Source organism: Parasphingorhabdus marina DSM 22363, from assembly GCF_900128895.1.
In the GTDB taxonomy this organism is placed as follows: domain Bacteria; phylum Pseudomonadota; class Alphaproteobacteria; order Sphingomonadales; family Sphingomonadaceae; genus Parasphingorhabdus; species Parasphingorhabdus marina.
The window spans coordinates 742,368-764,244 of record NZ_FSQW01000001.1 but is presented as its reverse complement, the minus strand read 5'-3'; the positions used below and the strand labels follow the sequence as shown (position 1 = coordinate 764,244).

Genomic DNA, 21,877 nt, shown 5'->3' with positions numbered 1-21,877 from the left:
CTAGCTGCCTCCTATGCGATGTATCTAGACAGTGTCAAGCAAAATGCTAGAATGGCCAGGAAAGGATCGGAGGACCGCCTTGATGACGGAGAGCGAATTTCGACACGAAGGCCTTGCAGCAACTCTGCTCGAGGCGGCTGAGACCGAGCTGTCACAAAGTGGAATAGAACGGATTTCGTTGCGCGCCGTCGCCAAGCGCGCGGGGGTCAGTCATGGCGCGCCCGCCCACCATTTCGGGGACGCCCGAGGTCTCCTGACCGCGCTGGCCGCCAAGGGATATCAGCGCCTGTTGCACTATCAGACAAGCCGCGAGGAGACAGCTGGGCCAGAACCGCTCGCCCGGATTATCGCCTCAGGTTTGGGTTATATCGAATTTGCGGTTGCTTTTCCGGAGCTCTTTGCCCTGATGTTCAATTCGGCCGTGCCCGATCGTTCCGACACGCGCTTTTTCAACGTCGCCCTGTCCGTTTTCGAGCGGCTGGTAGAAAATACCCAGGCTCATAACGGGCGAAATCCTTACACCGATCCGGACAGCATGAAGGATCTGATGGCGTCCTGGTCGGTGGTTCACGGGCTGGCGGAACTGATCATCTCTGGCCGGGCGGAGCGCACTCTGGGACTGGATCAAATGACGGAGGCGCAGCGCGAAGAGACGTTGACGGCAATCCTTCTCCGGGTGAACCGCACCGGGTCATGATCATCGGGTTCGCACCCAAAACCGCCGACCATTCCCTTCTTGTCAGTCCGGCGGATTATGAGTGAGCAGAAAGTTCTCAATGGACTGCAGCAGCGCCATGCGGTCCGCTTCGCGCGTGAAATAGTGATCGGCTTTCTCCAGTGACACAAAGTCGACCGCCTTGCCGGCCTTCTTCATCGCCTTGTACATTTTGGAAGACTGGCCATGATCAACCGTGACATCCTTTTTCCCGTGAACCAGCAGAAGTGGCGCCTTGATCCGGTCAATTGCATAGAGCGGTGAGACGGCCCTGAAATCGGGGGTCATCCGCCGCCATTGCTTGCGGTACAGATTCTCGCGGATCGAACCGCCAAAATCGTTCACTTCCCGGCGCAGCGCCGCAACGCCGGAAATGGCGATGGCACAGCGATACTGGTCGGGATCTTTTGCGATACCCCACATGGCCGCATAGCCGCCATAGGATGCGCCCATGATACAGACGCGATCCGGATTGGCGATGCCTTGATCAACTGCCCATCTGACTCCATCGCTAATGTCATCCTGCATCGCAAAGCCCATCTGACCCTGCCCCTTTTTGACGAAAGCCTGACCATAGCCGGTGGAACCCCGGAAATTGGGCTGGAGAACGGCATAGCCCATATTCGCCAGAAACTGCGCCCAATAGTCATAGCTGAGGCTGTCATGGGACCAGGGCCCGCCATGCGGCAAGACGATGAACGGAAGATCCTTCGCCACCCGCCCGCGCGGCAGGGTCAACACACCTTCAATTTCCAGACCGTCGCGCGCCTCGTATTGCACATATTTGGCCCGGGCCAGCCGGCGGTCACCGATAGCTTCGTTCACTGACGCAAGTTTGGAAAGATTCCCTTTCGCATGGTCATAAAAATAGATCAGACCGGGATTGTCGGCCGTACCGATGCGGACCAGCATTTTCGTCTGATCCCGACTGAGACTCACGATTCTGGCATTGGCATTGGTGGCCGCTTCATCCAGCACTTCCTGGGCCTGCTTGACCTTTGGGTCGAGCCATTCAAAGTCATTATCCTTGGCGTTCAGCCGCACGCCCAACAGCTTTGACCGATCGTGGGACATTTTAACTCTGATGACATCACTGTCGGGATTCTCATAAACCGTCCGGACATCTTCACCGGTCGCGATATTATGCTCCATGATGACTGACTTGCCTTCGGCATTGTCCCGGATCATCCAGCCATTATCGGTACCTGGAACGAAATAAAACGGTACGTCGAGCGATTCTTCCTCGCCCAGATCGGCCTTGTCGACAGTCCGGAAGGCTCGACTGCCTTCCTTGGCATATAACAGCCGGGAGGTTTGGTTGCGATCATTGTAGCCGAGGCCGAACCGGACATTGCCGGAGCCATCCGCGCCCCAGCGCGTGACATATTGCTTACCCTTCAAGACCCGTTTCTGTTTTCCGGTTTCGACATTGACCCGGAACACGCCGGGCCAGAATTCGTCTTCATCACTGTAAATGGACCCTTGTCCGGCAGCGAGGATTTCCGCTGAACCATCGGACGGTGTCCAGATCACCTGGGCGGCATTTTGACCCGTCTGGCGCGTCAGAAGCTTGGTAAATTCACCGGTTTTGCGATTCACGCCGAAAATCCGGGAGATATACCACCGATCGTCGAACACGCGGGTCAGGCCGTACATGCTGATCAGGATATTGTCGTCATTGATCCAGCGGATCCGGCTGATCTCTGTTTCGTCCGGAATCGGAAGCATTTTGATTTTTGTCCGGTCAAAATTGAGCGGAGAAATCAGGATACGCTGCTCACCCTTGACGCCAAAAACGCCAGCGAAATACTGACCATTGGGCGACAGTTCGATCATTTCGATAAAAGGCAGCTTGGCGAAAGCCTCAAGCGGGAGCTTTTCAGCAGAAAGCTGGGATTTGGAAGCCGTTCTGGCACCTTCCGTCGGTGCCGGTTTTTCGACCGTCCGGGCAGGGATTTCCTGACTTTGAGTCGATGTCACGAATAGAATTGATGCCAATAACGGTCCAATCAATGCGATGCCCCTGCTGATTTACTTTGCAAACAACAAGACTAACGAACCCCTTTTTTTGCGCAATAGTCAATGTGCATGGAAACAGGTCCTTTCCGTTCAGACTGTTCTGCCTTCCAGCAGCGCGAAAAAGCCAGTCACATGATTGTCCAGACTGTTGATCAGCTCTTCGTCCGCTTCAACATGCTTGTCATCAGCCCATTTGCGAATAACGGCCGAAACTGCTCCGCCCAAAAAGATCAGGTCGCGATCGGACAATTGGTTCGACAATGTGGAGTTTCGTGTTTCTTCCAGCATCATGTTGGCAATCATCTGGCGAGTCCGATGGGCCATTGCGATACCAGACTCATTATGCTGCTGCCGCCGGAAAATTTGTCTTCTTGCTCTGAGAATGGCGATCAGTCCGGGCAAAAAACCAAACTGCCCGCTCACATCCAGTCCCCGGTTTTCAGGTGCATTGGCTATCAAATCCTGTTCCACCCAGAGGAACATCTGCTCGAGCAATTCGGCCTTCGTGGCGAAATGCGCATAGAAGGTTGAACGAGAGATTCCGGCCTGATCACACAACGTCGAAACCGAAATATCTCTCCAGGCGTATTTCTCCATCAGTAGATTCGCCGCGTCAGCGAGGGATTTTTGCGTTTTTGAAACCCGGATATCCACGATTCTCAGCTCCGCGACCCGTTCCGGACCGCATTGATGCTATCGCAATCTGGAGGCTCAGGGCTCTCGGGCACTGGCGCTGAAGCGCAGACCATCATCGTCCTCCCCCTGCTGGATATTGGCGGCTTCCACCAGTTCAATGGCTTCACAAATCTTGATCGCAACCAGCTTCAGCGCCAGCGAGTCGGCGCTTTTGACGCAAGATTTCAGCAAGTGGGTCAGATAAATACGTTCATCAACGGAATCAGGCATGGTTTGTTTGTGTCCTGGCAGATTGTCCGGCGAGAGCCGATGTTTGATCGCTTGCGGAATGGGAAGCTTTTAGCAATCGCGCTTGTAAAAGCTGCGCAAAGGCATTTTTCGTTGCGAAATCCTGACCATGCAGTTCAAACCTGTGCTCAACCGCCGGCAAACGGACTACCAGGATATAGTGGTAGCTGTTTTCTAAATGAGACGAGACGCTCCGGATGCTTTTCAGCCTTATCGAGCGAGACTGCTGCCCAATCCGGCTGCTGCGCAAGAACAATAGCCGCATATTGGTCAGTATCAGCGAACCGGGAAAAGGATTGCCCTCATTGAGACAACCGATGCTGCCAAAAACCTTTTCTCCGCTCAAACGACAATTTGTGTCGAAATAGCCGAGATCAGAATGCATGCCGGAATGCTCCGGGTGTGCCGCCGCCTGGCCAGGAAATGCAGGAGTCCATTCTGTACCTGGGGGGCAGGGATGCAATGAACTCCTGCAAACTGTGATGTTCGGGAAAAACAGACCCCCCAATGCCCGCCGGGCACCGCGATTGCCTGAAATCTGCATGTAACAAATGAATGATGACCTCCGTTGAGAACTCCTCCAACGGCTAAGTCAAAAGGCGGGCTTTCGACAACGTGGCATCTGTAAAATCGTGAAAAATCACAAAGTTACCGAACAATCATGGCGATTGTGTACGGCCAGTTTCCTACAGATTCGCAAAACACCGCCCCATGTGTCCGGGGTATCCTGGCAATGCTGGCAGCTGATCAGATCAGCTGCAGCGACTCCAACTCCCGCTCGAGATCCTTCGCATCGCCAAAACAATGGCCGCGGATTCCCAGGGCCTGTCCGGCAGCAATATTTTCAGGCCGGTCGTCAACAAACAGGCATTGCTCCGGTGCAACTTCAAATCGCTCAAGGGCCAGGTGGTAAATGGCGGGATCGGGCTTTGCCAGTTTCTCCTCACCCGACACCAGCACATCACGGAAATGATTGAAAATCGGAGCCGTCGGGCGGAACATCTGCCAGAAGTCGGCGGCGAAATTTGTCAGACCGTAGAGCGTCACGCCGCTGTTCGCCAACCGCCGGGCGAGATCGTGAGTCGCATCTATCGGACCGGGAATGGATTCGATGAAGCGCTCCGCATAGGCGCGGATATGTTTTTCATATCGCGGAAACTCGGAAATCCGCTCAGGCACCATTTCCGCCAGCGGCCGTCCGGCGTCATGCTGAAAGTGCCAATCCGGGGTCACCACATGGGCCAGGAACCAGTCCAGTTCTTCCGGATCGTCAATCAGTTTTTCATAGAGATAGCGCAGGTCCCAGCGATAGAGAACCTGACCGACATCAAAGATGACGGTGTCAATGAGGGATTCGGTTCTGGAATTGCCAGTCATGCGACCGACGGGAAGTCGATCAGCCCTGACGCGCCTTGAACCGGCGATTCGTCTTGTTGATCACATAGGTGCGGCCACGACGACGGATCACGCGGCAGTCCCGATGACGGTTTTTGAGCGACTTCAGAGAGTTGCGGATCTTCATTTTGGTACCACGCCTTGCAGAATTGAAATGTTGTGAATCGGCCGGAGCCGCGAACAGACGGTGCAGTTAAGGTTGTCCCGGCCCAAAGTCAAGCGCTCAGGCGTCGTTACCCGGCTGAATATCTCCCAGTTTTCGCTCCCAGGCGAGGGCATGACGGACAATCTGGTCAAGATCGGCATGTTTGGGCTGCCACGGGAAGCGGTCCATGATCGCGCGATTGTCCGAAATCAGCGAATCGGGATCACCCGCCCGGCGCCCTTCGATTTTCCGGTCGATCCGGAGGTTGGTGACCCGGTCCACGGCATCCAGCACTTCCAGTACCGAGAATCCCCGGCCATAGCCGCAGTTCAGAAAATGGCTGGTTTCGGGATCCGCAATCAGCGCTTCCAGCGCCAGAACATGGGCCGCAGCCAGATCGGAAACATGAATATAGTCGCGCACACCGGTGCCATCCGGCGTGTCATAATCGGTGCCGAACACGGCGACTCCATCGCGTTTGCCCAGCGCGGCTTCAACCGCAACCTTGAGCAAATGGGTGGCGCCGATGGTCGACTGGCCGCTGCGCGCCTGGGGATCGGCTCCAGCCACGTTGAAATAGCGCAGGGCGCAGAAATTCATGTCATGGGCGGCGGCCACATCGCGCAGCATATGCTCGGTCATCAACTTGGACATGCCATAGGGATTGATCGGCACCTGCGGCGTGTCTTCCCGCACCGGGCTGGTTTCCGGAATGCCGTAGGTCGCCGCGGTCGAGGAGAAAATGAAATGCTTCACACCATTTGCGACGACGGATTCGATCATGCTGCGGCTGCGCGCGGAATTATTGTCATAATATTTGAGCGGATTCTCCACCGATTCCGGCACAACGACCGACCCGGCAAAATGCATGACCGCGCCGACATTCTCGTCCGCGATAATTTTGGCGACCAGGTCAGCGTCTGATATGTCGCCTTCATAAAAGGGGACATCCTCCGGCACCGCCCAGCGAAATCCGGTGACCAGATTGTCGATCACCGCGACGGACCAGCCCGCATCCCGCAGCGCCAGCACTGCATGGCTGCCGATATAGCCTGCTCCACCGGTAACCAGGACTGTAAAACGTTCGGGCATCTTCATCTCTCGCAATCTGCTGGACTTGAGCAGCCCCGGTTATCGCACAAACATCTCCTTCCGGTTAACCACAGGTCCATCCCGATGCAATTATTTACCAACGGAAAGGGAAATATCGGCTAATATAAGCGCAAATCGCCAAAGAGGATAGATTCTCATGAGGATTCAAAGACTTGCAATCGCGACAGGAATGTCCATCGCACTGGCAGCATGCGCCACGACCACTCCGCCCGTCAGTGTCACACGTTTTCACAATGCCGAAACCATGGCGATCGGCACAGGAACCGTCACCATCGCCCCCGCAGTGGATGGCGAAGAAGGCGGCAGCCTGGAAAAACGCACCTATGATGTGGCGGTCCTGAGGGAGTTGCAGCGCGTCGGCTTCCAGGAGTCTCTTGATCCATCTGAGGCCAGTGAATATCTGGTCCGCGTCCTTGTGGATCAGAGCGTGCTGACCGCTGGCGGACAGCGTTCACCGGTATCCGTTGGCGTTGGCGGCCGCACCGGTGGCTATCGCTCGGGCGTGGGTCTGGGCATTGGAATCAATCTGGGCGGCAAGCCCAAAGACAAGATTGTCACGGAACTGTCGGTCCGGATCAGTCGCCAGTCTGATGGCAATGTCGTCTGGGAAGGTCGCTCGTCCATCGAAGCGAAGCAGGGCTCTCCGGCGTCGCAACCCGGACTTGCCGCATCCCGTCTGGCAGAAGCCCTATTCAGGGACTTCCCCGGACAGTCCGGAAGCACTATCAGGGTGCCATGAGCATAGACATCACCGCTGCGTTCGATTCCGGCAATATCGTTGTTGAAGAGATCAATGACACCTCCGCAACACTGTCGATCCGCAAGGACAAGGACAGTGATTTTTTCCAGTGGTTCCATTTTCGGGTCAGTTGCGCGATTGGCGACGAGCTGACGCTCGCGATCAGGGGGCTAAAGGATTCGGCCTATCCGCAAGGCTGGCCGGGCTATCAGGCATGCGTCAGTGAAGACCGCGATTACTGGGGCCGGACTGAATCGTCCTATGATGACAAAAGCGGGACGCTCACGATACGCTATATCGCGTCCAGCAACATCGTCTGGTTTGCCTATTTTGCGCCCTACGGCATGGAGCGCCACCATGATCTGATCGCCGAAATGGCGGCGGTGGAGGGCGTGACGTGCCGGACACTGGGCTACAGCCTCGAAGGCCAGCCGATTGATTGTCTGGAGATGGGCAGTGGTGACAAACAGGTCTGGCTCTACGCCCGCCAGCATCCTGGCGAAACCATGGCCGAGTGGTGGATCGACGGTGCGCTCGACATGCTCACCGACCCGTCGCATCCGCAGGCGCGCCTGTTGCTGCAGAAATGCCGTCTCCACATTGTGCCCAACATGAACCCCGACGGGTCACGCCGCGGGCATTTGCGGACCAATTTCGCGGGGATCAATCTTAACCGCGAATGGCATGAGCCGAGCGCAGAAAAAAGCCCGGAGGTCCTGTGTGTCCGCAATGCCATGGATGAAAGCGGTGTCGATTTCGCCATCGATGTGCATGGCGATGAAGCCATTCCGGCCGTTTTCATTGCGGGTTTTGAAGGCATCCCCAGCTGGACCGACGAGATGGGCCGCAAATATCACGCCTATCGCGACCGGCTGGCCGAACGCACACCCGATTTCCAGACAGAGCTCGGCTATCCGGTGGCGGCAAAGGGCAAGGCCAATCTCTCGATGTCCACCAATCAGGTCGCCGAACGTTTCGGTGCCATCGCCATGACGCTGGAAATGCCGTTCAAGGATAATCGCGACCTGCCCGACCCGGAACAGGGCTGGTCACCAGAACGCTGTCAGCTGCTTGCCGAGGATTGCCTGGCAACTCTGGCCGAACAGATTGACGATATCTGACAAAATGCCTGGAGCTTATTTCTCAGCCAGTTCCGGCCAGCCCCCGCCAAGCGCCTTGTATGCCGCAATCAGGTTGCGGAAGGCTTCACCGCGCAAAGCGGCATGCCGTTCCTCGGCAATGGCCTGTTCGATCTGCGCATCCAGCCAGGCCAGTTTGGTGACCTCCCCGCTTTTGTAGAGCTCTGCCGACAGCCCGGCATTTTGTGCTGCCCGGGCCACGGATTTTTCTGCGAGATCGGCGGCTTCCTTCGACCGCGCATAGCGAGTCAACGCAGATTCACTTTCGGTAAGCGCAGTCAACACGGCCTGTTCATAGGTGCTGGCCGCGGCATCGACCTTCGCATCCGCGCCGCGGATCTGTGCGCGGATCGTGCCCATCTCGAACAAGGGCCAGGAAAAGGATGGCCCGATCGAATAGCGCCCGCTGCCACCGGAAGTGATCCCGTCAATATCCCGCTCCTGCCGACCGAGGCTGCCGAGCAGGAAAAAGCGCGGAAACAGGTCTGCGCGAGCCACTTTCAATCGCTGCCGCTCGGCATCAAAGCGGAACGCCGCAGCCGCCACGTCCGGCCGGCGCGTCAGCATGTCTGAGGGCAGGCCGGCGAATATCGCATCCGGAAGTGCCGGCAGGCTGCCGGTACCGTCCAGCCGGTCGACCAGTTCCGCCGGTTGTTTGCCGGTGAGCAGGGCGAGCTGAAACATGGCGACCCGGATCCGGCCCTGCAACGGCGGCAGTTCGGCCGCGAGCGCATCCAGCTCACCGGCCGCGGCAATGCTTTCGCTGAGCGGGGCTTCGCCAAATTTGGTCCGCAATTCGGCAAGCCGCAACTTTTCCTTGGCGCTGGCAAGCCGGCTGGTCATCGCCTTTTCCTGCAATTCCAGACTGCGCAGCTCACCGTAGGTCCGTGCCGTCTCTGCCATCACCGTCAGCAATGTCGCCCGGCGCGTCTGCACCGCAGCTTCGGCATCCGCCAGCCGCGCGCGGACGGTGTTGCCTTTGCGCCCCCAGATATCCAGTTCGTAGCTGACATCAAAACCGATATCATAGAGCGAATAGGTCCGGTCAAAACCGGGGACGTTGCCGACCGGAATGAAGCCATTTTCGCTCAGCTGATTGCGGTTCGCGGACCCGCCCAGCCCACCCTGTGGAAACTGACGGCCATTGGCCGCCTCCGCCATCGCCCGGGCCTGACGCACAAGTGCGGTTGAACGGGCGACATCAAAATTGCCGGAAGCAGCTTCGCGGACAAGAGTCGATAGGAGCGGGTCATCCATCCCGTCCAGCCAGTTCGCCGGCAAGGCACCGGGCTCGGTGCCGGACGCAAATTCCGCTGGCGGGTCCTGCACTGCCAGTTCACGATTCGCATCGATCCCGGTCATGCAGGCAGAGAGGCCGGGCAGCAGCATAATCAGGCAGAAATTTCGTGTCATGTTCACTCCATCCTCCGACGAAACAGCCAGGCGGCCGAGGTCAGCGAAATGGCCGCGATCACCATGAGCGGAAATACGCTGGCCAGGATCTGTTGAAAAGACGTGTCTTTCAAAAACACACCATGCGCGATCGTCGTCATGTGGCGCACCGGATTGGCCATGGACAGGCGCTCCATCCAGAAGGGGGTATTGTCAATCGGACTGGCATAGCCGGACAGCAGCACGGCCGGGGTCAGGAAAATGAAGGTGCCCAAAAACGCCTGCTGCTGGGTCGTTGACAGCGAAGAAATGAGCAGTCCCACGCCAACCACCGCGAGCACGAAGAACGTCAGCGCAAAATAGAGCGTGAAAATGGATCCCTGCAGCGGCACGTCGAACAGCCAGATGGTCGCCACGACAAACAGGGTGGCATTGGCTAGCCCCACGAATATCGCCGGTACGGCCTTTCCGATGAGGATCTCGTGCAGTTTCAGAGGTGTCACCAGCAATTGTTCGAACGTACCCAGTTCCCGTTCCCGCGCCACCGACTGGGCCGAAATTGACAAGGTCGTCATGCAGGCGAGAATCCCCAGCAGGCTGGGCAAAACATGCCAGAATTCCTCGAGATTGGGATTATAGGCATGGATGATCGCAACATCTTCACGCGCGGTTTCGGAACCGCCGCGATTTTCAACGGTCAGCGTGATTGCGGCATTCTGCGCGATACGCACCAGATATCCGTTGAAAATCTGCGCAGCATTGGATTTGCGTCCATCGAGCACCACCCGGATTTCGGCGGTCTCGCCAGCGGCAACCCGGCTGGAGAAATCTTCCGAGAACTTGATCCCTGCAAGGGCATCCTGGGCGCGAATGGCCTGCTCGATCTGGTATTCCGCCTGGACCTGGGTCACGTCCGCGACATTCTTGCTGCCCTGAATCTGGCGAATAATCTCTGTCGACGCCGCGCCCTGGTCCTGATTGAGCACCACGATCCGGGCGTGATTGACGTCCAGCGTGGATGCGAAACTGAACAGCAGCAGCTGGATGATCGGCGGCGCGATCAGCATCAGTCGCGCGCGGCGGTCACGCAGCACCGCCAGCGCCTCCTTGATGATCAGCGGTCCGATCCGTCCGCTCATGTCTGTCGCCTCTCACACATTTTTCCTGGTCACCCGCATCGTCATGCCAAAGAAAAACACCCCGAACAGGAACAAGATAGTCATGTTCGGGATGAGCAGCGACCAGACATCGCCGGTCAGGAATATGCTCTGCAGCGGCGGAATCATGTACCGGCCGGGAAACAGATAGGTGATGAACTGGACCCAGCGCGGCATCGAGGAAATCTCGAAAATGAAGCCCGACAACAGGAAGGATGGCAGAAAGGCCAGGATCACGGCCACTTGCGATGCAACAAACTGGCTCTTGGTCAGTGCCGAGAGCAGCAGTCCCTGTGCCAGGCACGGGATGAGAAATACCAGCAGCAACAGCACCAGCATGACGAACGATCCGCGGAATGGCAGACCGAAAACCGCCAGCGCCAGAAAAATGCAGATCGCTGACGCAATCAGGCCGAGCACGACATAGGGAATGAGCTTGGACACGATCAGCTCGGCCACCGTAACCGGCGTCGAAATCAACGTCTCCATCGTGCCGCGCTCCCATTCCCGCGCGATCAGCAGCGAGGTCAGCAGACTGCCGACCATGGTGAGGATCATCGCAATCGACCCGGGGATCAGGAAGAAGCGGCTCGCCAGTTGCTCGTTATAGAGATATTGTGCGCTGACCGACACCGGCGGCGCGACATCGACACCCCGTTCGGCGAGCATCTGCTGTTTCCAGTTTTCATACACGCCCTGGCTGTATCCCGCGAAAAACTGGGCGCTGTTGGGATTGCTGGCATCGGTGATGATCTGGATCAGCGGATCCGGGCCGGTCTTGTGCACATCCCGGTCAAATTGCGATGGAATAACCACGATTCCCCAGATGTGACCGGCCGCCATCTCATCCGAAAATTCCTGGACGGTCTGGCCTGGCTGCACGTCAAAATACGGCGAGTTGACATAATCGGATGCGAGTGCCTGCGAATAGCTCCCCGTGCCCTGCTGGACCAGTCCCATCTTCATCCGGTTGGGATCGAGCGAGACACCATATCCGAACAGGAACAGCATTAGCAGCGGCATGAAAAAGGCGACGATCAGACTGGACGGGTCGCGCAGGATCTGCAGCGTTTCCTTGACCATCAAAGCGGTCAACCGGCGCGGGGCGAACCGGCCGGCCATCAGCTTTCCGCCTCCTGCAAACTGACTGCGCCGGAACTGTCTGGCCTGTCCTCTGACTGATGATTCTGGATCAGTGTGACGAAGGCGCCTTCCATGGTCGGTGGTGTCTCCGGATCTTTTTGCTGCGCGAGCTGCTTCAGGTCGTCCGGCGTGCCAAGTGCAATGGCTTCGCCATGGTGGATCAGAACCAGACGATCGCAATATTCGGCTTCGTCCATGAAATGCGTGGTGACCAGCACGGTGACGCCCTTTTGCACCAGATCATTGATGATCTGCCAGAACTCGCGCCGGGTGCGGGGATCGACGCCGGATGTTGGCTCATCCAGAAACAGCACCGGCGGTTCGTGGATCACTGCACAGGCAAAGGCGAGCCGCTGCTGAAAACCGAGCGGAATGCCGGAGCTGTTCTGGTGAAGTACAGAGTCGAGATCAAACGCTTCGATCATGTCCTGAATCCGCTCCGTGGCCCTGGCCCCCGAAAGGCCATAAACGCCTGCGAAAAACTCCAGATTCTGCCGTACCGACAGGTCACCATAGAGCGAGAATTTCTGCGCCATATAACCCAGCGCCCCGCGGGCTTCACTGCGCGAAGTCCTGAGGTCATGCCCGGCGACACTTCCGGCCCCGGCGGTCGGAGACAACAGGCCGCAGAGCATTTTGAACGTCGTGGACTTGCCGGCACCATTTGGCCCGAGCAGCCCGAAAATTTCTCCGCGGCCAATGTCAAAACTGATCGACCGCACGGCCGGAAAGTCGCCAAAGCTCTTGGCCATGCCATCGGCAATGATCTGTGAGCCGGAAACGTCGCCAATTTCCCGATATCGCTCAGCAACCAGATCGAACCGGTTTTCATCCGGCCCCAATATATCGAAAAAGCCATCTTCCAGTCGCGGGCGCGCAGGAACCAGGCTGCCGGTTTGCCCGCTCCGGATATCTGCCATTGTTGCCGGCTCCCGGTCAGCCAGCAGCAGTCGGATCGCACGGCCCTGGATCGACACATCAAGAATGGCAGGATTATCCTGCAGGCGGTCGACTGTGTCCCGGCGATGCTCCGGCTCGCAATCGAGCAAAAAAACGCGCCCCTCGACCCGACTGACCAGTTCCGCCGGTGGCCCCCGGAAAACCGCCTCGCCCTCGTTGAGCAGCAGGATCCGTTCAAAACTCTCGACCTCGTCCATATAGGCGCTGGACCAGAGGATCGCGTGCCCCTCTTCAGCCAGCGCGTCGACCATTTTTTTGAGTTCGATGCGCGAGATCGGGTCGACCCCGACGCCGGGCTCGTCGAGCAGCAGCACCTTCGGCCGGTTGATCAGGGTACAGGCCAGCGCGAGCTTCTGTTTCATGCCGCCGGACAATTTGCCTGTCGGCCGGGACGTGAAGGCGGTCAGATCGGCAAAGCCGAGCAACCGGTCAAAGCTTTCTTCCCGCTCTCCGGCCGACAGTCCGCGCAGATCGGCATAGAGACGAAGGTTCTCGAGCACGGTAAGGTCCTGATAGAGCCCGAACCGTTGTGGCATGTAGCCGATGCTCTGCTGTGCGAGAGCGGGATCGGCATACAAATTGTCGCCAGCCAGCATGACTTCGCCGGCCGATGGCTGCATCAGTCCGGCGAGGATGCGAACCAGAGTGGTCTTGCCGGCCCCATCCGGTCCCGCAAGACCGACAATCTCGCCGGGCAGCAATCCGAGATCGATCTCCTGCAGCGCGGGACGATCAGCTTCTGCAAAATCCATGGCCAGGCCCCTGGCTTCGATCAGGGGGCTTTGCCGGTCCATCAGCTCCCGCTTTTTTCGTCGGCTTCACCTGAAGCGAGCCGGACCGTAACTGGCTGCCCCTGACGCAATCCACCATCGGGATTGTCCACGACCACACGGAAGCGGTAAACCAGATCCGTCCGCATGTCCTGCGTCTGCACGGTTTTCGGCGTGAACTCGGCCTTGGGTGATACATAACCAATTTTGCCGGACCAGCTCTTGTCGGTGCCGTCGGCGTGAACGGAAACCTTTGTTCCCGGCTTGAGATAGCTCAGCGCGGTCTCGGCGGCATAGGCGCGGACATGAACCGGCCGGTCGATGGTCAGCCGGTAGATCGGCGCACCGGCGCCGGCAATCGCACCAGGCTCCTCGATCCGGGAGGTCACCACACCATCTGAAGGCGCGGTCAACTGCGATTTGCCCAGCCGGGTCCGGGCTTCTGCCAGTTCCGCGCGGGCGGTGGATGCCGACGCTTCGGACAGCCGGATATCTTCCTGACGGCTTCCTGACCGCAGCAGTTTGAGATTTTGTCGCCCGGCTTCCAGATCGGCTTTCGCCTGATCAAAGCGCCGCCGCGAAGCATCAAAATCGGCGCGCGAGACGGCGCCACTTTCGACCAGTTTCCGGCGGCGGTCATATTCCCGTGCGGCCTCAGTGAGGGCACTCTGCCGTCGCTGCACATCCGACCGGGCAATTGCGATTTCTTCCGGGCGATTGCCGTTTTTGACCCGGGACATCTCCGCCTGTGCCGCTTCCATACCGGCCGTAGCCGAGCGAATCCGGTCCTCGAGCAGCGCGGTGTCGAGCGTCGCCATCAGGTCGCCCTTGCGCACCCGATCGCCTTCGTCAAAATTCATCGCAGCGATCCGGCCCTGGAGCTCGAAGCCCAGCTCGACTTCGCGCACATCAATATTGCCGAGAAATTCGGTTTGCCGGTCTCCGGCAGGATCACGAAACAGGAAATACAGCGCGACCGCTGCCAGAATGACCAGAACCACAATCGCGATCCGGGCCGAACTCCTCCTCTTTTCCATCACTTCATCCTTCGGTCTGGCGCCAAGGCTTAGCGGTAACTAACCAGAAAAAGCGACCTTGTCGAATTTTTTGGCTTCGGCGAATCAGCAAAAAGCACATGAGACTCAAGGGTTTGATAGGACAGCGCTTTTGCTGGAAGGTCCAGGTCAGGCAAAATGGCGTTGCCGGTAAAAGGGACCATGTCCCTGTGTTCATTGGGCCACACTATGCATGGGCGTGGCGGGGGTTCGATGTGCGGAAACCACCTGGAGCGGCAGGGAGCACAGCTTGAGGCCGGGTTTCACCTGTCATCATGTCCGCCAGGATCTCGCCAAATGGCCAGAATGTCGCGAAATTCTTTGATCGCTGTTCTGCAAAAAAAATCTCCCCGCCAGGGGGGACTGGCGGGGAGATGCTGAGGCACTCTGGGGGAGGAAAGTGCTGTTTATCCGCGACGGGATGTTGATTATGAACGCCGTTACACTGCGAGAATTGTCAGAGGCGACGCTGAGAGAGCAAGCGAAAAGCTTGTCACAGAAGCCAGAAGTGCACTTGCGAATGCGGCTGGATAGAATTTGGTCATCATGTTTCTCCACTCTTTGGATTTCGATTTAGGCGGTGGACCATTCCATCGTCTTGAACTTTAGATACATCGATGCGGATCGTTGCGCTAACACCAGTATTGCAAATATGTTATGCAAAAACGCATAACTCGGATTTCATCAGGAGAATCAGCAATGTTGGACTGGAATGACCTGCGATATTTTCTCGCCGTCGCCCGGACAGGCAGTACGCTGGCTGCTTCGAAACAACTCAAAGTGAGCCAGTCGACCGTATCCCGCCGGGTGACCGCACTTGAGGAGATGATCGGGGTAAAACTGTTTATCCGGAAGTCTTCCGGATATAGCCTGACACCCCGCGGGGAATCCGTTCTCCCTTCCGCTGAATCGGTTGAAGCGGCCGTTCTGTCATTCTCTGACAGCATCGCCGCAGAGGCCCGCCGGATTGCCGGCACGGTGCGACTGACCACCGTGGAATCCGCGGCCAATGCCTGGATCGTCCCGGCATTAGGCTTGCTCCGCGCACGCTATCCAGACCTCCGGGTGGAGATAATAACGTCAGACCAGAATCTCGATCTTGCGCGTGGAGAAGCAGATATTGCGATCAGGTTTGGTCCCAAACCGACGCAAGAAACGCTGATCGTTCGCCACCTGATTGACATGCAGGAAAGCTTTTATGCCAGTGAGCAGCTGGTTTCTGAACTGGGGATGCCTGAAGATCTGTCCGAAATGATCCGTTATCCGCTTGTCACGTCGGTGGACCGCGAAAGCAGCATCAACAAATGGTTGGCCGAGAATGTGCAGGAGGCGGAGGTCGCGCATCGGCTGAACTCGCTTTCGAGCATCATCACGAGTGTACGATCCGGGATTGGCGCTTCTGTTCTACCCTGCCTCATGGGCGATGACATACGCGGTCTCGTCAGGCTGTTGCCCCCGATTCCCGAACTCACAACACCCGGCTGGATGGTAACGACCGATGAAGCGCGCCGACAGCCCCATATCCGTGCCGTGATTGACTTTGTCGTTGAGCAGATACAGCTTTCGATCGCCCGGCGACCTCCCCATCTTTCCGTGGTCCACGCCGCTTAAGTGAAAACACCCCGCTATGGGCCGCCATAACCCGTGGCAACGTCGGCGGTTCATCGCTGTCGAATATCCGGTACTTTACGGATGTGCATGTCCACCGGGACAAGGCAGAGACGCAATTGCACGGATGACAGGGATGCAGGAGCCCGGGATTTGACGGTATTCGCGATTGAAACAGCAACCAGACAGATTGAGGGCTTTGATCGTTCCAGGATGGTCATTCGCACCTTTTTCGATGAGGCCACCTTTACCGCCAGTCATGTCGTGCACGATCCGGCCAGCCGGTTGGCGGCGATTATCGACCCTGTGCTCGACTATGATCCGTCTTCGGGGCGAACGTCGCACGGTTCTGCGGACGCGGTTGTTGACCATATACGGAACAACGATCTGACAGTCGACTGGCTGCTCGAGACCCATGCTCATGCCGACCACCTGACTGCTGCCCCCTATTTGCAGGAGAAGGTCGGTGGCAAAATCGCCATTGGCCATTTGATCACCACGGTGCAGGGCGTGTTTGCGAAACTGTTCAACACGGGGGATGATTTCCGTCATGACGGGTCGCAGTTCGACCGGCTTTTCGAGGATGGTGACCAGTTTAACATCGGCTCTGTACCGGTCATAGCGTTGCACGTTCCGGGCCATACACCGGCAGATCTCGCCTATGTCGTCGGCGATTCAGTGTTTGTGGGGGATACGCTGTTCATGCCGGACTATGGTACGGCGCGCTGCGACTTCCCGGGCGGCGATGCCCAGGCGCTCTATCAGTCAGTCCGGCGAATCTTGTCTTTGCCAGACCATACCAGATTGTTCATGTGCCATGACTATATGGCGGAAGGGCGGGATTACTATGCATGGGAATCGACGGTGGCGGAAGAGCGCGAGCACAACATTCATGTCCATCAGGGCGTCACGGAGAAGGAGTTTGTGGCCATGCGGACAACGCGAGACAGGACGCTGGACATGCCCAGGCTGATCCTTCCGTCAGTGCAGGTCAACATGCGTGCCGGCTTTTTTCCGGAAGCAGAAGATAACGGGACGCGATATCTCAAGATTCCGCTGGACGTGCTGTGACGCTCGATCCCGACCTGACAATCCTGCCTGCGGACGTCTGGCTGCGGGGCTATATCGGCGGAACGATGATCGGAATCGCCGCAGCAATCATGCTGCTTGGACTGGGCCGCATTGCTGGTGTCAGCGGTTTGCTGGCGCGAACAATGGCCATTTCACAGAGTGGCATGCGCAAGCGGGTGGCGGCGGCTTTTATCGTGGGATTGCCCCTCGGCGGGCTCCTGTTTGAGCTGGCCTTCGGCCCAGTGCTGACTCGCTATCCGCCCTCTATGCTGATGCTGGTGGTCGGCGGGACGGTGGTTGGCTTTGGCACGCGTCTCGGCAGCGGTTGTACCAGCGGACACGGAGTGTGCGGGGTATCACGGCTGTCCCCGCGTTCCTTGCTGGCAACAGCGACCTTTATCGGGTCGGGCATGCTCACCGTGATCCTGATGAAATACTGGGAGCTCGGCTGGTGACGCGCGATATTGCCATTGGCCTGTTCGCCGGGATCCTATTCGGTGCCGGACTGGCCCTATCGGGCATGGCAGATCCGACACGGGTCCGGGATTTTCTGGACATACTGGGAAACTGGGATCCGACCCTGTTGTTCGTCATGGGCGGAGCGATAGTTCCCATGGCGATTGCCTGGTTTGTCCGGATGCAGCTGGAAAAACCGCTGGCCGCATCGCGTTTCGCATTGCCTGATACCAATCCGATTGACGCCAGGCTGTTGCTGGGAGCGGTGCTGTTCGGAATCGGCTGGGGCATCAGCGGCCTGTGTCCCGGACCCGCACTTGTCGGGATCGCCCTGGTGCCGGGCAGTGCACTGATTTTTGTGGTGTTCATGATCTTTGGAATGCTGATGGCGCGACTGGTTGCCAGGAAAGAGGATTCCTAATCAGCGCAGTATCCCTGCAACTACGCAATATTGCGTATCGCGCAGCCAGGACGAGACAGGCAAGCATGCGGCATGACCTGGAAGACCATCCGCCTCGAACTGGCCCGCACTTCTGATTATCCCAACGGGTCTGCAGCCCATGCCTATGTCTTTCGCGTGCCGCTCGATGAAGCCGGATATATTGAACCCGAGGCCTTGAAAGAGGCGGAAAAACGACCGGAGGTCCGGCGTTTCTGGCGCGGGGAACCGGATCAGAAAGGCGTTGTCATTGCTTCGGCAAAAGGCTGGGCCTTTTCCTACCGGGCTGGGGACGATGATGATGAAACGATTTTCCGTCTCAAGGATCATCCGCTCCAGGTCGGCGAATATCTGACAATTACCGAGACCGATGGCAGCGAACTGCCATTCAAGGTGGTGAGCTGTCACGATTGAGCGCTTTGGAAAAAGGGAGAATGACATGATCGGCAAATTCATCATCCGGCCTTTGCTGGCCGCAGCAGCGCTGGTCGGCATTGCTTCCGTTCCGGCAGCTGCGCAGTGCGTGGTCGGAAAAGACCAGATGATCGATCCGCTGAAATTCGACAGCAGCAGCTATGAGATCGTGCACAAGGACAGCGGCTTTGCATTCCCGTCTCTCGTGGCCGGATTTCGGCGCGAATGCGAGATGACGGCCGACTTCAGCGGCAACAATTTCGAGATCGGTTATGTTAAAGAGATTGAGGGCCAAATTGTCGATATCAAGATTGCCGTGGTGCATCTGGAAGATCTCGACGCGAAAAATCACTATCTTATCGTCAAGCCGGATCTGCTCTCGCACTATTCCAGCGCGTCCATCATGTCCGAGGGAGACTATTTCGTCTCCGGCCGACCGGACCTCGAAGCCTTTCAGGGCATTTTTGACGGAGAGAAGGACAAGACACCCTGGCATTTCAGCCTGACCGCAATTGACTATGGCTATTGGGATGCGCGGCTGATCGCATCATATCCGCAGCATATTGATGAACCGGCACAGGAAGCCCTGATGGAGCTGATCAAGGCCTTTCAGTGGCAGACCCCCACAGACAAGCCAACCGAAGATGGCGAGCCATGAAGTCGCGTAACGACAGGGGTGTCAGCTTCTTTGCCAGGCCTACCTGGTAAATACTCGACTGACCAATCGGCTCCGTAACATCCCTGATACACCGCGAATATGTCGCCGCCTAGATTTTCCCCAGTGACTGTTTCCGGTGTCCGGAATCTGCCCGAAAAGGAGAATGATGATGAAGTCGGTGCTGCTCCATATCAACGATGATCCCGGCCTTGAGGCCCGATTGCAGGCGGCGCTGGATCTGACCCGTGCCGTGGATGGTCATCTCCACTGCCTGCGTTCCAACCCCTATCACCCGCAGATGGCTTTTGACGGCGTCACCGGAATGTCGGTCATGTATGACATTGCGAAGATGACTTACAAGGCGGACGAAGAGCTGTGGAAGCGGATCGAGAAACGTCTCGCGGATGAAGATGTTTCCTGGGACTATTCCGAAGAAAATGCCGATGCATCGCGCGGATTGACCAGATGCTCGGCGCTGATGGACATCATTGTTCTCAGCTCGGCCAGCGGTGACTGGGACAGTGCCATTCCGCTGGGGATTTTGGGTGAAGTGCTGTTTGATACGCGTGTGCCTTTGCTGGTTCAGCCGGATACCGTGAAAAAATTCAATGTCGCCGGACCCGCGGTTGTCGCCTGGAACGGCAGTTTCGAGGCCGGCAACGCGTTGCGATCGGCGATCCCGCTGCTGAAACTGTCCAGTGATGTCCACATTGTCACGATTGCGGAAGACAAGGATCATGACCTGCCGCCGCTCGACGCATGCGAATATCTCTCGCGTCACGGCATCAAGTCGGAAGTGCACGAGCAGCAAGCCGAAAAATCTTCCGTTGATACGGCGCTGTTGTCGACGGTTGAAACTCTTGGCGCAGGATACCTGGTGATGGGGGCCTATGGCCACGGCCGCGCTCGCCAGTTCCTGTTCGGCGGCGTGACGAGAAGCATGTTCAAGGACAGTCCTGTCCCGTTGATCGTATCGCATTAGTCAGGAGCAGTTGACCCGCGGGAGAAGTGTGAATGGGTGGAGTAACAATCGCATTTCACGGGGCAGCAGGAACCGTCACCGGATCCTGCTTTGAAATTCGCGGTGCTGGCAAAACCATTCTTGTCGATTGCGGCATGTTTCAGGGTACCCGTTCCCTCGAGAAACTCAACTACGAGCGACTCCCGTTTGATCCGCGGGAACTGGATGCCATCATTCTCACCCATGCCCATCTCGATCACAGCGGACGGCTGCCGAAGCTTTACGCCGAGCGGTGCAAGGCGCCTTGCTTTTGCACCCGGGCGACGGCGGACATACTCAAACCCCTGCTCCAGGATTCCGCCAAGCTCCAGGCGGCCTCGGCAGAACGGCGAAATCGCCGGGCTGACCGGGCGGGACTGCCCAGATTTTCGCCACTTTACGGCGGGCCAGACATTACGGCACTGTACAGGAAAATCCGGACAGCCGAATATTGTGAGCAAATGGATCTCGGCAATCGAGTCTCGATACGCTTTTGGGACGCCCGCCACATTGTGGGTTCCGCCTCCGCCGAAATCACGGTCGCGGGGCAGCGAATACTGGTTTCCGGTGACATTGGATCGGGTGCATCCGTGCCTTGTCCGGATGTCGAACTTGGCGGGTATGACCATATTATTTGCGAGTCTACCTATGGCGACCGTGACCGCGAGGACATTCTGATAAGCGACCGACGCGAAGCCCTGGCGCGCTATGTTGAGGAAACCATCAGCAATGGCGGGAATCTTCTGATCCCTGCTTTCGCTGTTGAACGCACCCAGGTCATACTCGAGGATCTCTCGGCGCTTTTTGACTCCCGGCGGCTATCACCGGTGAACGTCTTTCTCGATGCGCCTCTGGCCCAGAAAGTGACAGAGGCGATTTTGCATTATCGCAACAGCGGACTGGACGTCATGAAGCGTCGCAATATCCGCTTCATTCAGTCGGTCAACGAGTCCAAAAGACTGAACCGGATGACAGGCATAGTCATTGTCGCAGGTTCGGGAATGTGTGAAGGCGGCCGCATCCGGCACCATCTTGTTCGCAATTTGCCAGACCGGCGCGCGCGCATATTGTTTACCGGCTTTCAGGCTGCCGGTACCCTCGGATCGGTATTGCGTGATGGGGCCGAGGCCGTCCGGATTTCCGGCAATGATGTTGTTGTGAATGCAAGGATTACGAGCCTCGACGGCTATTCCAACCATGCCGACCGCAGCGGATTGCTCCACTGGGTCCGGGATCGCAGTCCCGTGACCGGAACCCTCTTCCTGGTCCATGGCGAGGCGAGCAGCCTGAAATCGCTGGCCGGCGAAATGTCGGCGGCGGGAATTGCTCCGGATGTGGCCATCCCTGCACTGGGCGAAACATGGAATCTCGAACCCGCCAGAGCGGCCAGCCGGTTGCGTTCCGCCCGGCCGGATGCGGAGAAGCTTGTCGCATCCCGGGACTGGACTTCGCGGCTCGCGGCCTTGCGTGCGTCAATGGAACACCGGATCAGATCACTGGAATCCGATCGTGACAGGGAGAAAATGCTGGAAGCGCTCAAACGCGCACTGGACGAACGTGTCTGA

General features: G+C 57.7%; 23 protein-coding genes. 11 read left to right on the top strand and 12 right to left on the bottom strand.

The window, feature by feature from the left end:
* Nucleotides 1-82 precede the first annotated feature (82 nt).
* Nucleotides 83-697 carry a TetR/AcrR family transcriptional regulator gene (locus BUQ90_RS03815; RefSeq protein WP_074203784.1) on the top strand — a complete coding sequence of 205 codons (615 nt, stop codon included), beginning with the start codon at nucleotides 83-85 and terminating at the stop codon, nucleotides 695-697.
* A 42-nt stretch (nucleotides 698-739) separates the two neighbouring features.
* On the opposite strand, the gene BUQ90_RS03810 is transcribed toward BUQ90_RS03815, so the two are convergent.
* From BUQ90_RS03810 to galE, 7 genes are all read right to left on the bottom strand, one after another.
* On the bottom strand, nucleotides 740-2,695 hold the full coding sequence (locus tag BUQ90_RS03810) for an alpha/beta hydrolase family protein (RefSeq protein WP_143182711.1): 1,956 nt from the start codon (nucleotides 2,693-2,695) through the stop codon (nucleotides 740-742).
* A gap of 129 nt (nucleotides 2,696-2,824) precedes the next feature.
* A complete protein-coding gene (locus BUQ90_RS03805) occupies nucleotides 2,825-3,388 on the bottom strand; it encodes a TetR/AcrR family transcriptional regulator (protein ID WP_074203783.1) in 564 nt (187 codons plus the stop codon).
* 57 nt (nucleotides 3,389-3,445) lie between these two features.
* On the bottom strand, nucleotides 3,446-3,640 hold the full coding sequence (locus BUQ90_RS03800) for a hypothetical protein (protein ID WP_074203782.1): 195 nt from the start codon (nucleotides 3,638-3,640) through the stop codon (nucleotides 3,446-3,448).
* Nucleotides 3,633-4,043 carry a PH domain-containing protein gene (locus BUQ90_RS03795; protein WP_074203781.1) on the bottom strand — a complete coding sequence of 137 codons (411 nt, stop codon included), beginning with the start codon at nucleotides 4,041-4,043 and terminating at the stop codon, nucleotides 3,633-3,635. The genes BUQ90_RS03800 and BUQ90_RS03795 overlap by 8 nt, the downstream gene beginning before the upstream one ends.
* 362 nt (nucleotides 4,044-4,405) lie before the next feature.
* Nucleotides 4,406-5,035, bottom strand: a complete 630-nt coding sequence (locus tag BUQ90_RS03790; RefSeq protein ID WP_074203780.1) for an HAD family hydrolase — start codon at nucleotides 5,033-5,035, stop codon at nucleotides 4,406-4,408.
* Nucleotides 5,036-5,054: 19 nt separating this feature from the next.
* Nucleotides 5,055-5,180 carry a type B 50S ribosomal protein L36 gene (gene ykgO, locus BUQ90_RS03785; protein ID WP_007165381.1) on the bottom strand — a complete coding sequence of 42 codons (126 nt, stop codon included), beginning with the start codon at nucleotides 5,178-5,180 and terminating at the stop codon, nucleotides 5,055-5,057.
* Between the two features lie 96 nt (nucleotides 5,181-5,276).
* Complete coding sequence (galE, locus tag BUQ90_RS03780; protein ID WP_074204858.1) at nucleotides 5,277-6,290, bottom strand: UDP-glucose 4-epimerase GalE; 1,014 nt, start codon at nucleotides 6,288-6,290, stop codon at nucleotides 5,277-5,279.
* A 157-nt stretch (nucleotides 6,291-6,447) separates the two neighbouring features.
* On the opposite strand from galE, the gene BUQ90_RS03775 reads away from it, so the two are divergent.
* Entirely contained in the window at nucleotides 6,448-7,050 is a 603-nt protein-coding gene (locus BUQ90_RS03775) for a DUF4136 domain-containing protein (protein ID WP_074203779.1), read from the top strand.
* Nucleotides 7,047-8,171 carry a M14 family metallopeptidase gene (locus BUQ90_RS03770; RefSeq protein WP_074203778.1) on the top strand — a complete coding sequence of 375 codons (1,125 nt, stop codon included), beginning with the start codon at nucleotides 7,047-7,049 and terminating at the stop codon, nucleotides 8,169-8,171. The genes BUQ90_RS03775 and BUQ90_RS03770 overlap by 4 nt, the downstream gene beginning before the upstream one ends.
* A 15-nt stretch (nucleotides 8,172-8,186) precedes the next feature.
* Here the strand turns inward: BUQ90_RS03770 and BUQ90_RS03765 are convergent, their stop codons facing one another.
* Genes BUQ90_RS03765 through BUQ90_RS03745 form a run of 5 tightly spaced genes read right to left on the bottom strand, consistent with a single transcriptional unit; the run spans nucleotide 8,187 to nucleotide 14,648 of the window.
* On the bottom strand, nucleotides 8,187-9,602 hold the full coding sequence (locus BUQ90_RS03765) for an efflux transporter outer membrane subunit (RefSeq protein ID WP_074203777.1): 1,416 nt from the start codon (nucleotides 9,600-9,602) through the stop codon (nucleotides 8,187-8,189).
* 2 nt (nucleotides 9,603-9,604) lie between these two features.
* On the bottom strand, nucleotides 9,605-10,720 hold the full coding sequence (locus BUQ90_RS03760) for an ABC transporter permease (protein ID WP_074203776.1): 1,116 nt from the start codon (nucleotides 10,718-10,720) through the stop codon (nucleotides 9,605-9,607).
* A 12-nt stretch (nucleotides 10,721-10,732) separates the two neighbouring features.
* Nucleotides 10,733-11,860 (bottom strand): ABC transporter permease, encoded by a 1,128-nt coding sequence (locus BUQ90_RS03755; protein ID WP_074203775.1) that lies wholly within the window; start codon nucleotides 11,858-11,860, stop codon nucleotides 10,733-10,735.
* Nucleotides 11,860-13,635 carry an ATP-binding cassette domain-containing protein gene (locus tag BUQ90_RS03750; protein WP_074203774.1) on the bottom strand — a complete coding sequence of 592 codons (1,776 nt, stop codon included), beginning with the start codon at nucleotides 13,633-13,635 and terminating at the stop codon, nucleotides 11,860-11,862. Before BUQ90_RS03750 ends, BUQ90_RS03755 begins: the two co-directional genes overlap by 1 nt.
* Nucleotides 13,635-14,648, bottom strand: a complete 1,014-nt coding sequence (locus BUQ90_RS03745) for an HlyD family secretion protein (protein ID WP_074203773.1) — start codon at nucleotides 14,646-14,648, stop codon at nucleotides 13,635-13,637. The genes BUQ90_RS03750 and BUQ90_RS03745 overlap by 1 nt, the downstream gene beginning before the upstream one ends.
* Before the next feature lie 717 nt (nucleotides 14,649-15,365).
* Here BUQ90_RS03745 and BUQ90_RS03740 point away from each other — a divergent pair.
* The 8 genes from BUQ90_RS03740 to BUQ90_RS03705 all read left to right on the top strand — a co-directional run bounded on the left by BUQ90_RS03740 (nucleotide 15,366) and on the right by BUQ90_RS03705 (nucleotide 21,877).
* Nucleotides 15,366-16,277, top strand: a complete 912-nt coding sequence (locus tag BUQ90_RS03740; protein WP_074203772.1) for a LysR family transcriptional regulator — start codon at nucleotides 15,366-15,368, stop codon at nucleotides 16,275-16,277.
* A gap of 210 nt (nucleotides 16,278-16,487) precedes the next feature.
* A complete protein-coding gene (locus BUQ90_RS03735; protein ID WP_204244771.1) occupies nucleotides 16,488-17,345 on the top strand; it encodes an MBL fold metallo-hydrolase in 858 nt (285 codons plus the stop codon).
* Nucleotides 17,342-17,800 carry a YeeE/YedE family protein gene (locus BUQ90_RS03730; protein WP_275425805.1) on the top strand — a complete coding sequence of 153 codons (459 nt, stop codon included), beginning with the start codon at nucleotides 17,342-17,344 and terminating at the stop codon, nucleotides 17,798-17,800. The genes BUQ90_RS03735 and BUQ90_RS03730 overlap by 4 nt, the downstream gene beginning before the upstream one ends.
* The gene (locus BUQ90_RS03725; RefSeq protein ID WP_074204856.1) at nucleotides 17,794-18,222 is read left to right on the top strand and encodes a DUF6691 family protein; all 429 of its coding nucleotides are present in this window, start codon (nucleotides 17,794-17,796) and stop codon (nucleotides 18,220-18,222) included. Before BUQ90_RS03730 ends, BUQ90_RS03725 begins: the two co-directional genes overlap by 7 nt.
* 72 nt (nucleotides 18,223-18,294) lie before the next feature.
* Nucleotides 18,295-18,654: a hypothetical protein gene (locus tag BUQ90_RS03720; protein WP_074203770.1), complete on the top strand. Its 360-nt coding sequence runs from the start codon at nucleotides 18,295-18,297 to the stop codon at nucleotides 18,652-18,654.
* A 25-nt stretch (nucleotides 18,655-18,679) separates the two neighbouring features.
* A complete protein-coding gene (locus BUQ90_RS03715; RefSeq protein ID WP_074203769.1) occupies nucleotides 18,680-19,312 on the top strand; it encodes a hypothetical protein in 633 nt (210 codons plus the stop codon).
* 163 nt (nucleotides 19,313-19,475) lie between these two features.
* A complete protein-coding gene (locus BUQ90_RS03710; protein WP_084192463.1) occupies nucleotides 19,476-20,294 on the top strand; it encodes a universal stress protein in 819 nt (272 codons plus the stop codon).
* A gap of 32 nt (nucleotides 20,295-20,326) precedes the next feature.
* Entirely contained in the window at nucleotides 20,327-21,877 is a 1,551-nt protein-coding gene (locus BUQ90_RS03705) for an MBL fold metallo-hydrolase (protein ID WP_074203767.1), read from the top strand.

Excerpts from the sequence above, each read along its gene's own strand:
- galE (WP_074204858.1), bottom strand. The coding sequence starts at position 6,290 with ATGCCCGAACGTTTTACAGTCCTGGTTACCGGTGGAGCAGGCTATATC.
- BUQ90_RS03740 (WP_074203772.1), top strand. The coding sequence starts at position 15,366 with ATGTTGGACTGGAATGACCTGCGATATTTTCTCGCCGTCGCCCGGACA.
- BUQ90_RS03795 (WP_074203781.1), bottom strand. The coding sequence starts at position 4,043 with ATGCATTCTGATCTCGGCTATTTCGACACAAATTGTCGTTTGAGCGGA.
- BUQ90_RS03750 (WP_074203774.1), bottom strand. The coding sequence starts at position 13,635 with ATGGACCGGCAAAGCCCCCTGATCGAAGCCAGGGGCCTGGCCATGGAT.
- BUQ90_RS03755 (WP_074203775.1), bottom strand. The coding sequence starts at position 11,860 with ATGGCCGGCCGGTTCGCCCCGCGCCGGTTGACCGCTTTGATGGTCAAG.
- BUQ90_RS03705 (WP_074203767.1), top strand. The coding sequence starts at position 20,327 with ATGGGTGGAGTAACAATCGCATTTCACGGGGCAGCAGGAACCGTCACC.
- BUQ90_RS03745 (WP_074203773.1), bottom strand. The coding sequence starts at position 14,648 with ATGGAAAAGAGGAGGAGTTCGGCCCGGATCGCGATTGTGGTTCTGGTC.
- BUQ90_RS03720 (WP_074203770.1), top strand. The coding sequence starts at position 18,295 with ATGACCTGGAAGACCATCCGCCTCGAACTGGCCCGCACTTCTGATTAT.
- BUQ90_RS03760 (WP_074203776.1), bottom strand. The coding sequence starts at position 10,720 with ATGAGCGGACGGATCGGACCGCTGATCATCAAGGAGGCGCTGGCGGTG.
- ykgO (WP_007165381.1), bottom strand. The coding sequence starts at position 5,180 with ATGAAGATCCGCAACTCTCTGAAGTCGCTCAAAAACCGTCATCGGGAC.
- BUQ90_RS03790 (WP_074203780.1), bottom strand. The coding sequence starts at position 5,035 with ATGACTGGCAATTCCAGAACCGAATCCCTCATTGACACCGTCATCTTT.
- BUQ90_RS03800 (WP_074203782.1), bottom strand. The coding sequence starts at position 3,640 with ATGCCTGATTCCGTTGATGAACGTATTTATCTGACCCACTTGCTGAAA.
- BUQ90_RS03815 (WP_074203784.1), top strand. The coding sequence starts at position 83 with ATGACGGAGAGCGAATTTCGACACGAAGGCCTTGCAGCAACTCTGCTC.
- BUQ90_RS03775 (WP_074203779.1), top strand. The coding sequence starts at position 6,448 with ATGAGGATTCAAAGACTTGCAATCGCGACAGGAATGTCCATCGCACTG.
- BUQ90_RS03735 (WP_204244771.1), top strand. The coding sequence starts at position 16,488 with ATGGTCATTCGCACCTTTTTCGATGAGGCCACCTTTACCGCCAGTCAT.
- BUQ90_RS03770 (WP_074203778.1), top strand. The coding sequence starts at position 7,047 with ATGAGCATAGACATCACCGCTGCGTTCGATTCCGGCAATATCGTTGTT.
- BUQ90_RS03710 (WP_084192463.1), top strand. The coding sequence starts at position 19,476 with ATGATGATGAAGTCGGTGCTGCTCCATATCAACGATGATCCCGGCCTT.
- BUQ90_RS03715 (WP_074203769.1), top strand. The coding sequence starts at position 18,680 with ATGATCGGCAAATTCATCATCCGGCCTTTGCTGGCCGCAGCAGCGCTG.
- BUQ90_RS03765 (WP_074203777.1), bottom strand. The coding sequence starts at position 9,602 with ATGACACGAAATTTCTGCCTGATTATGCTGCTGCCCGGCCTCTCTGCC.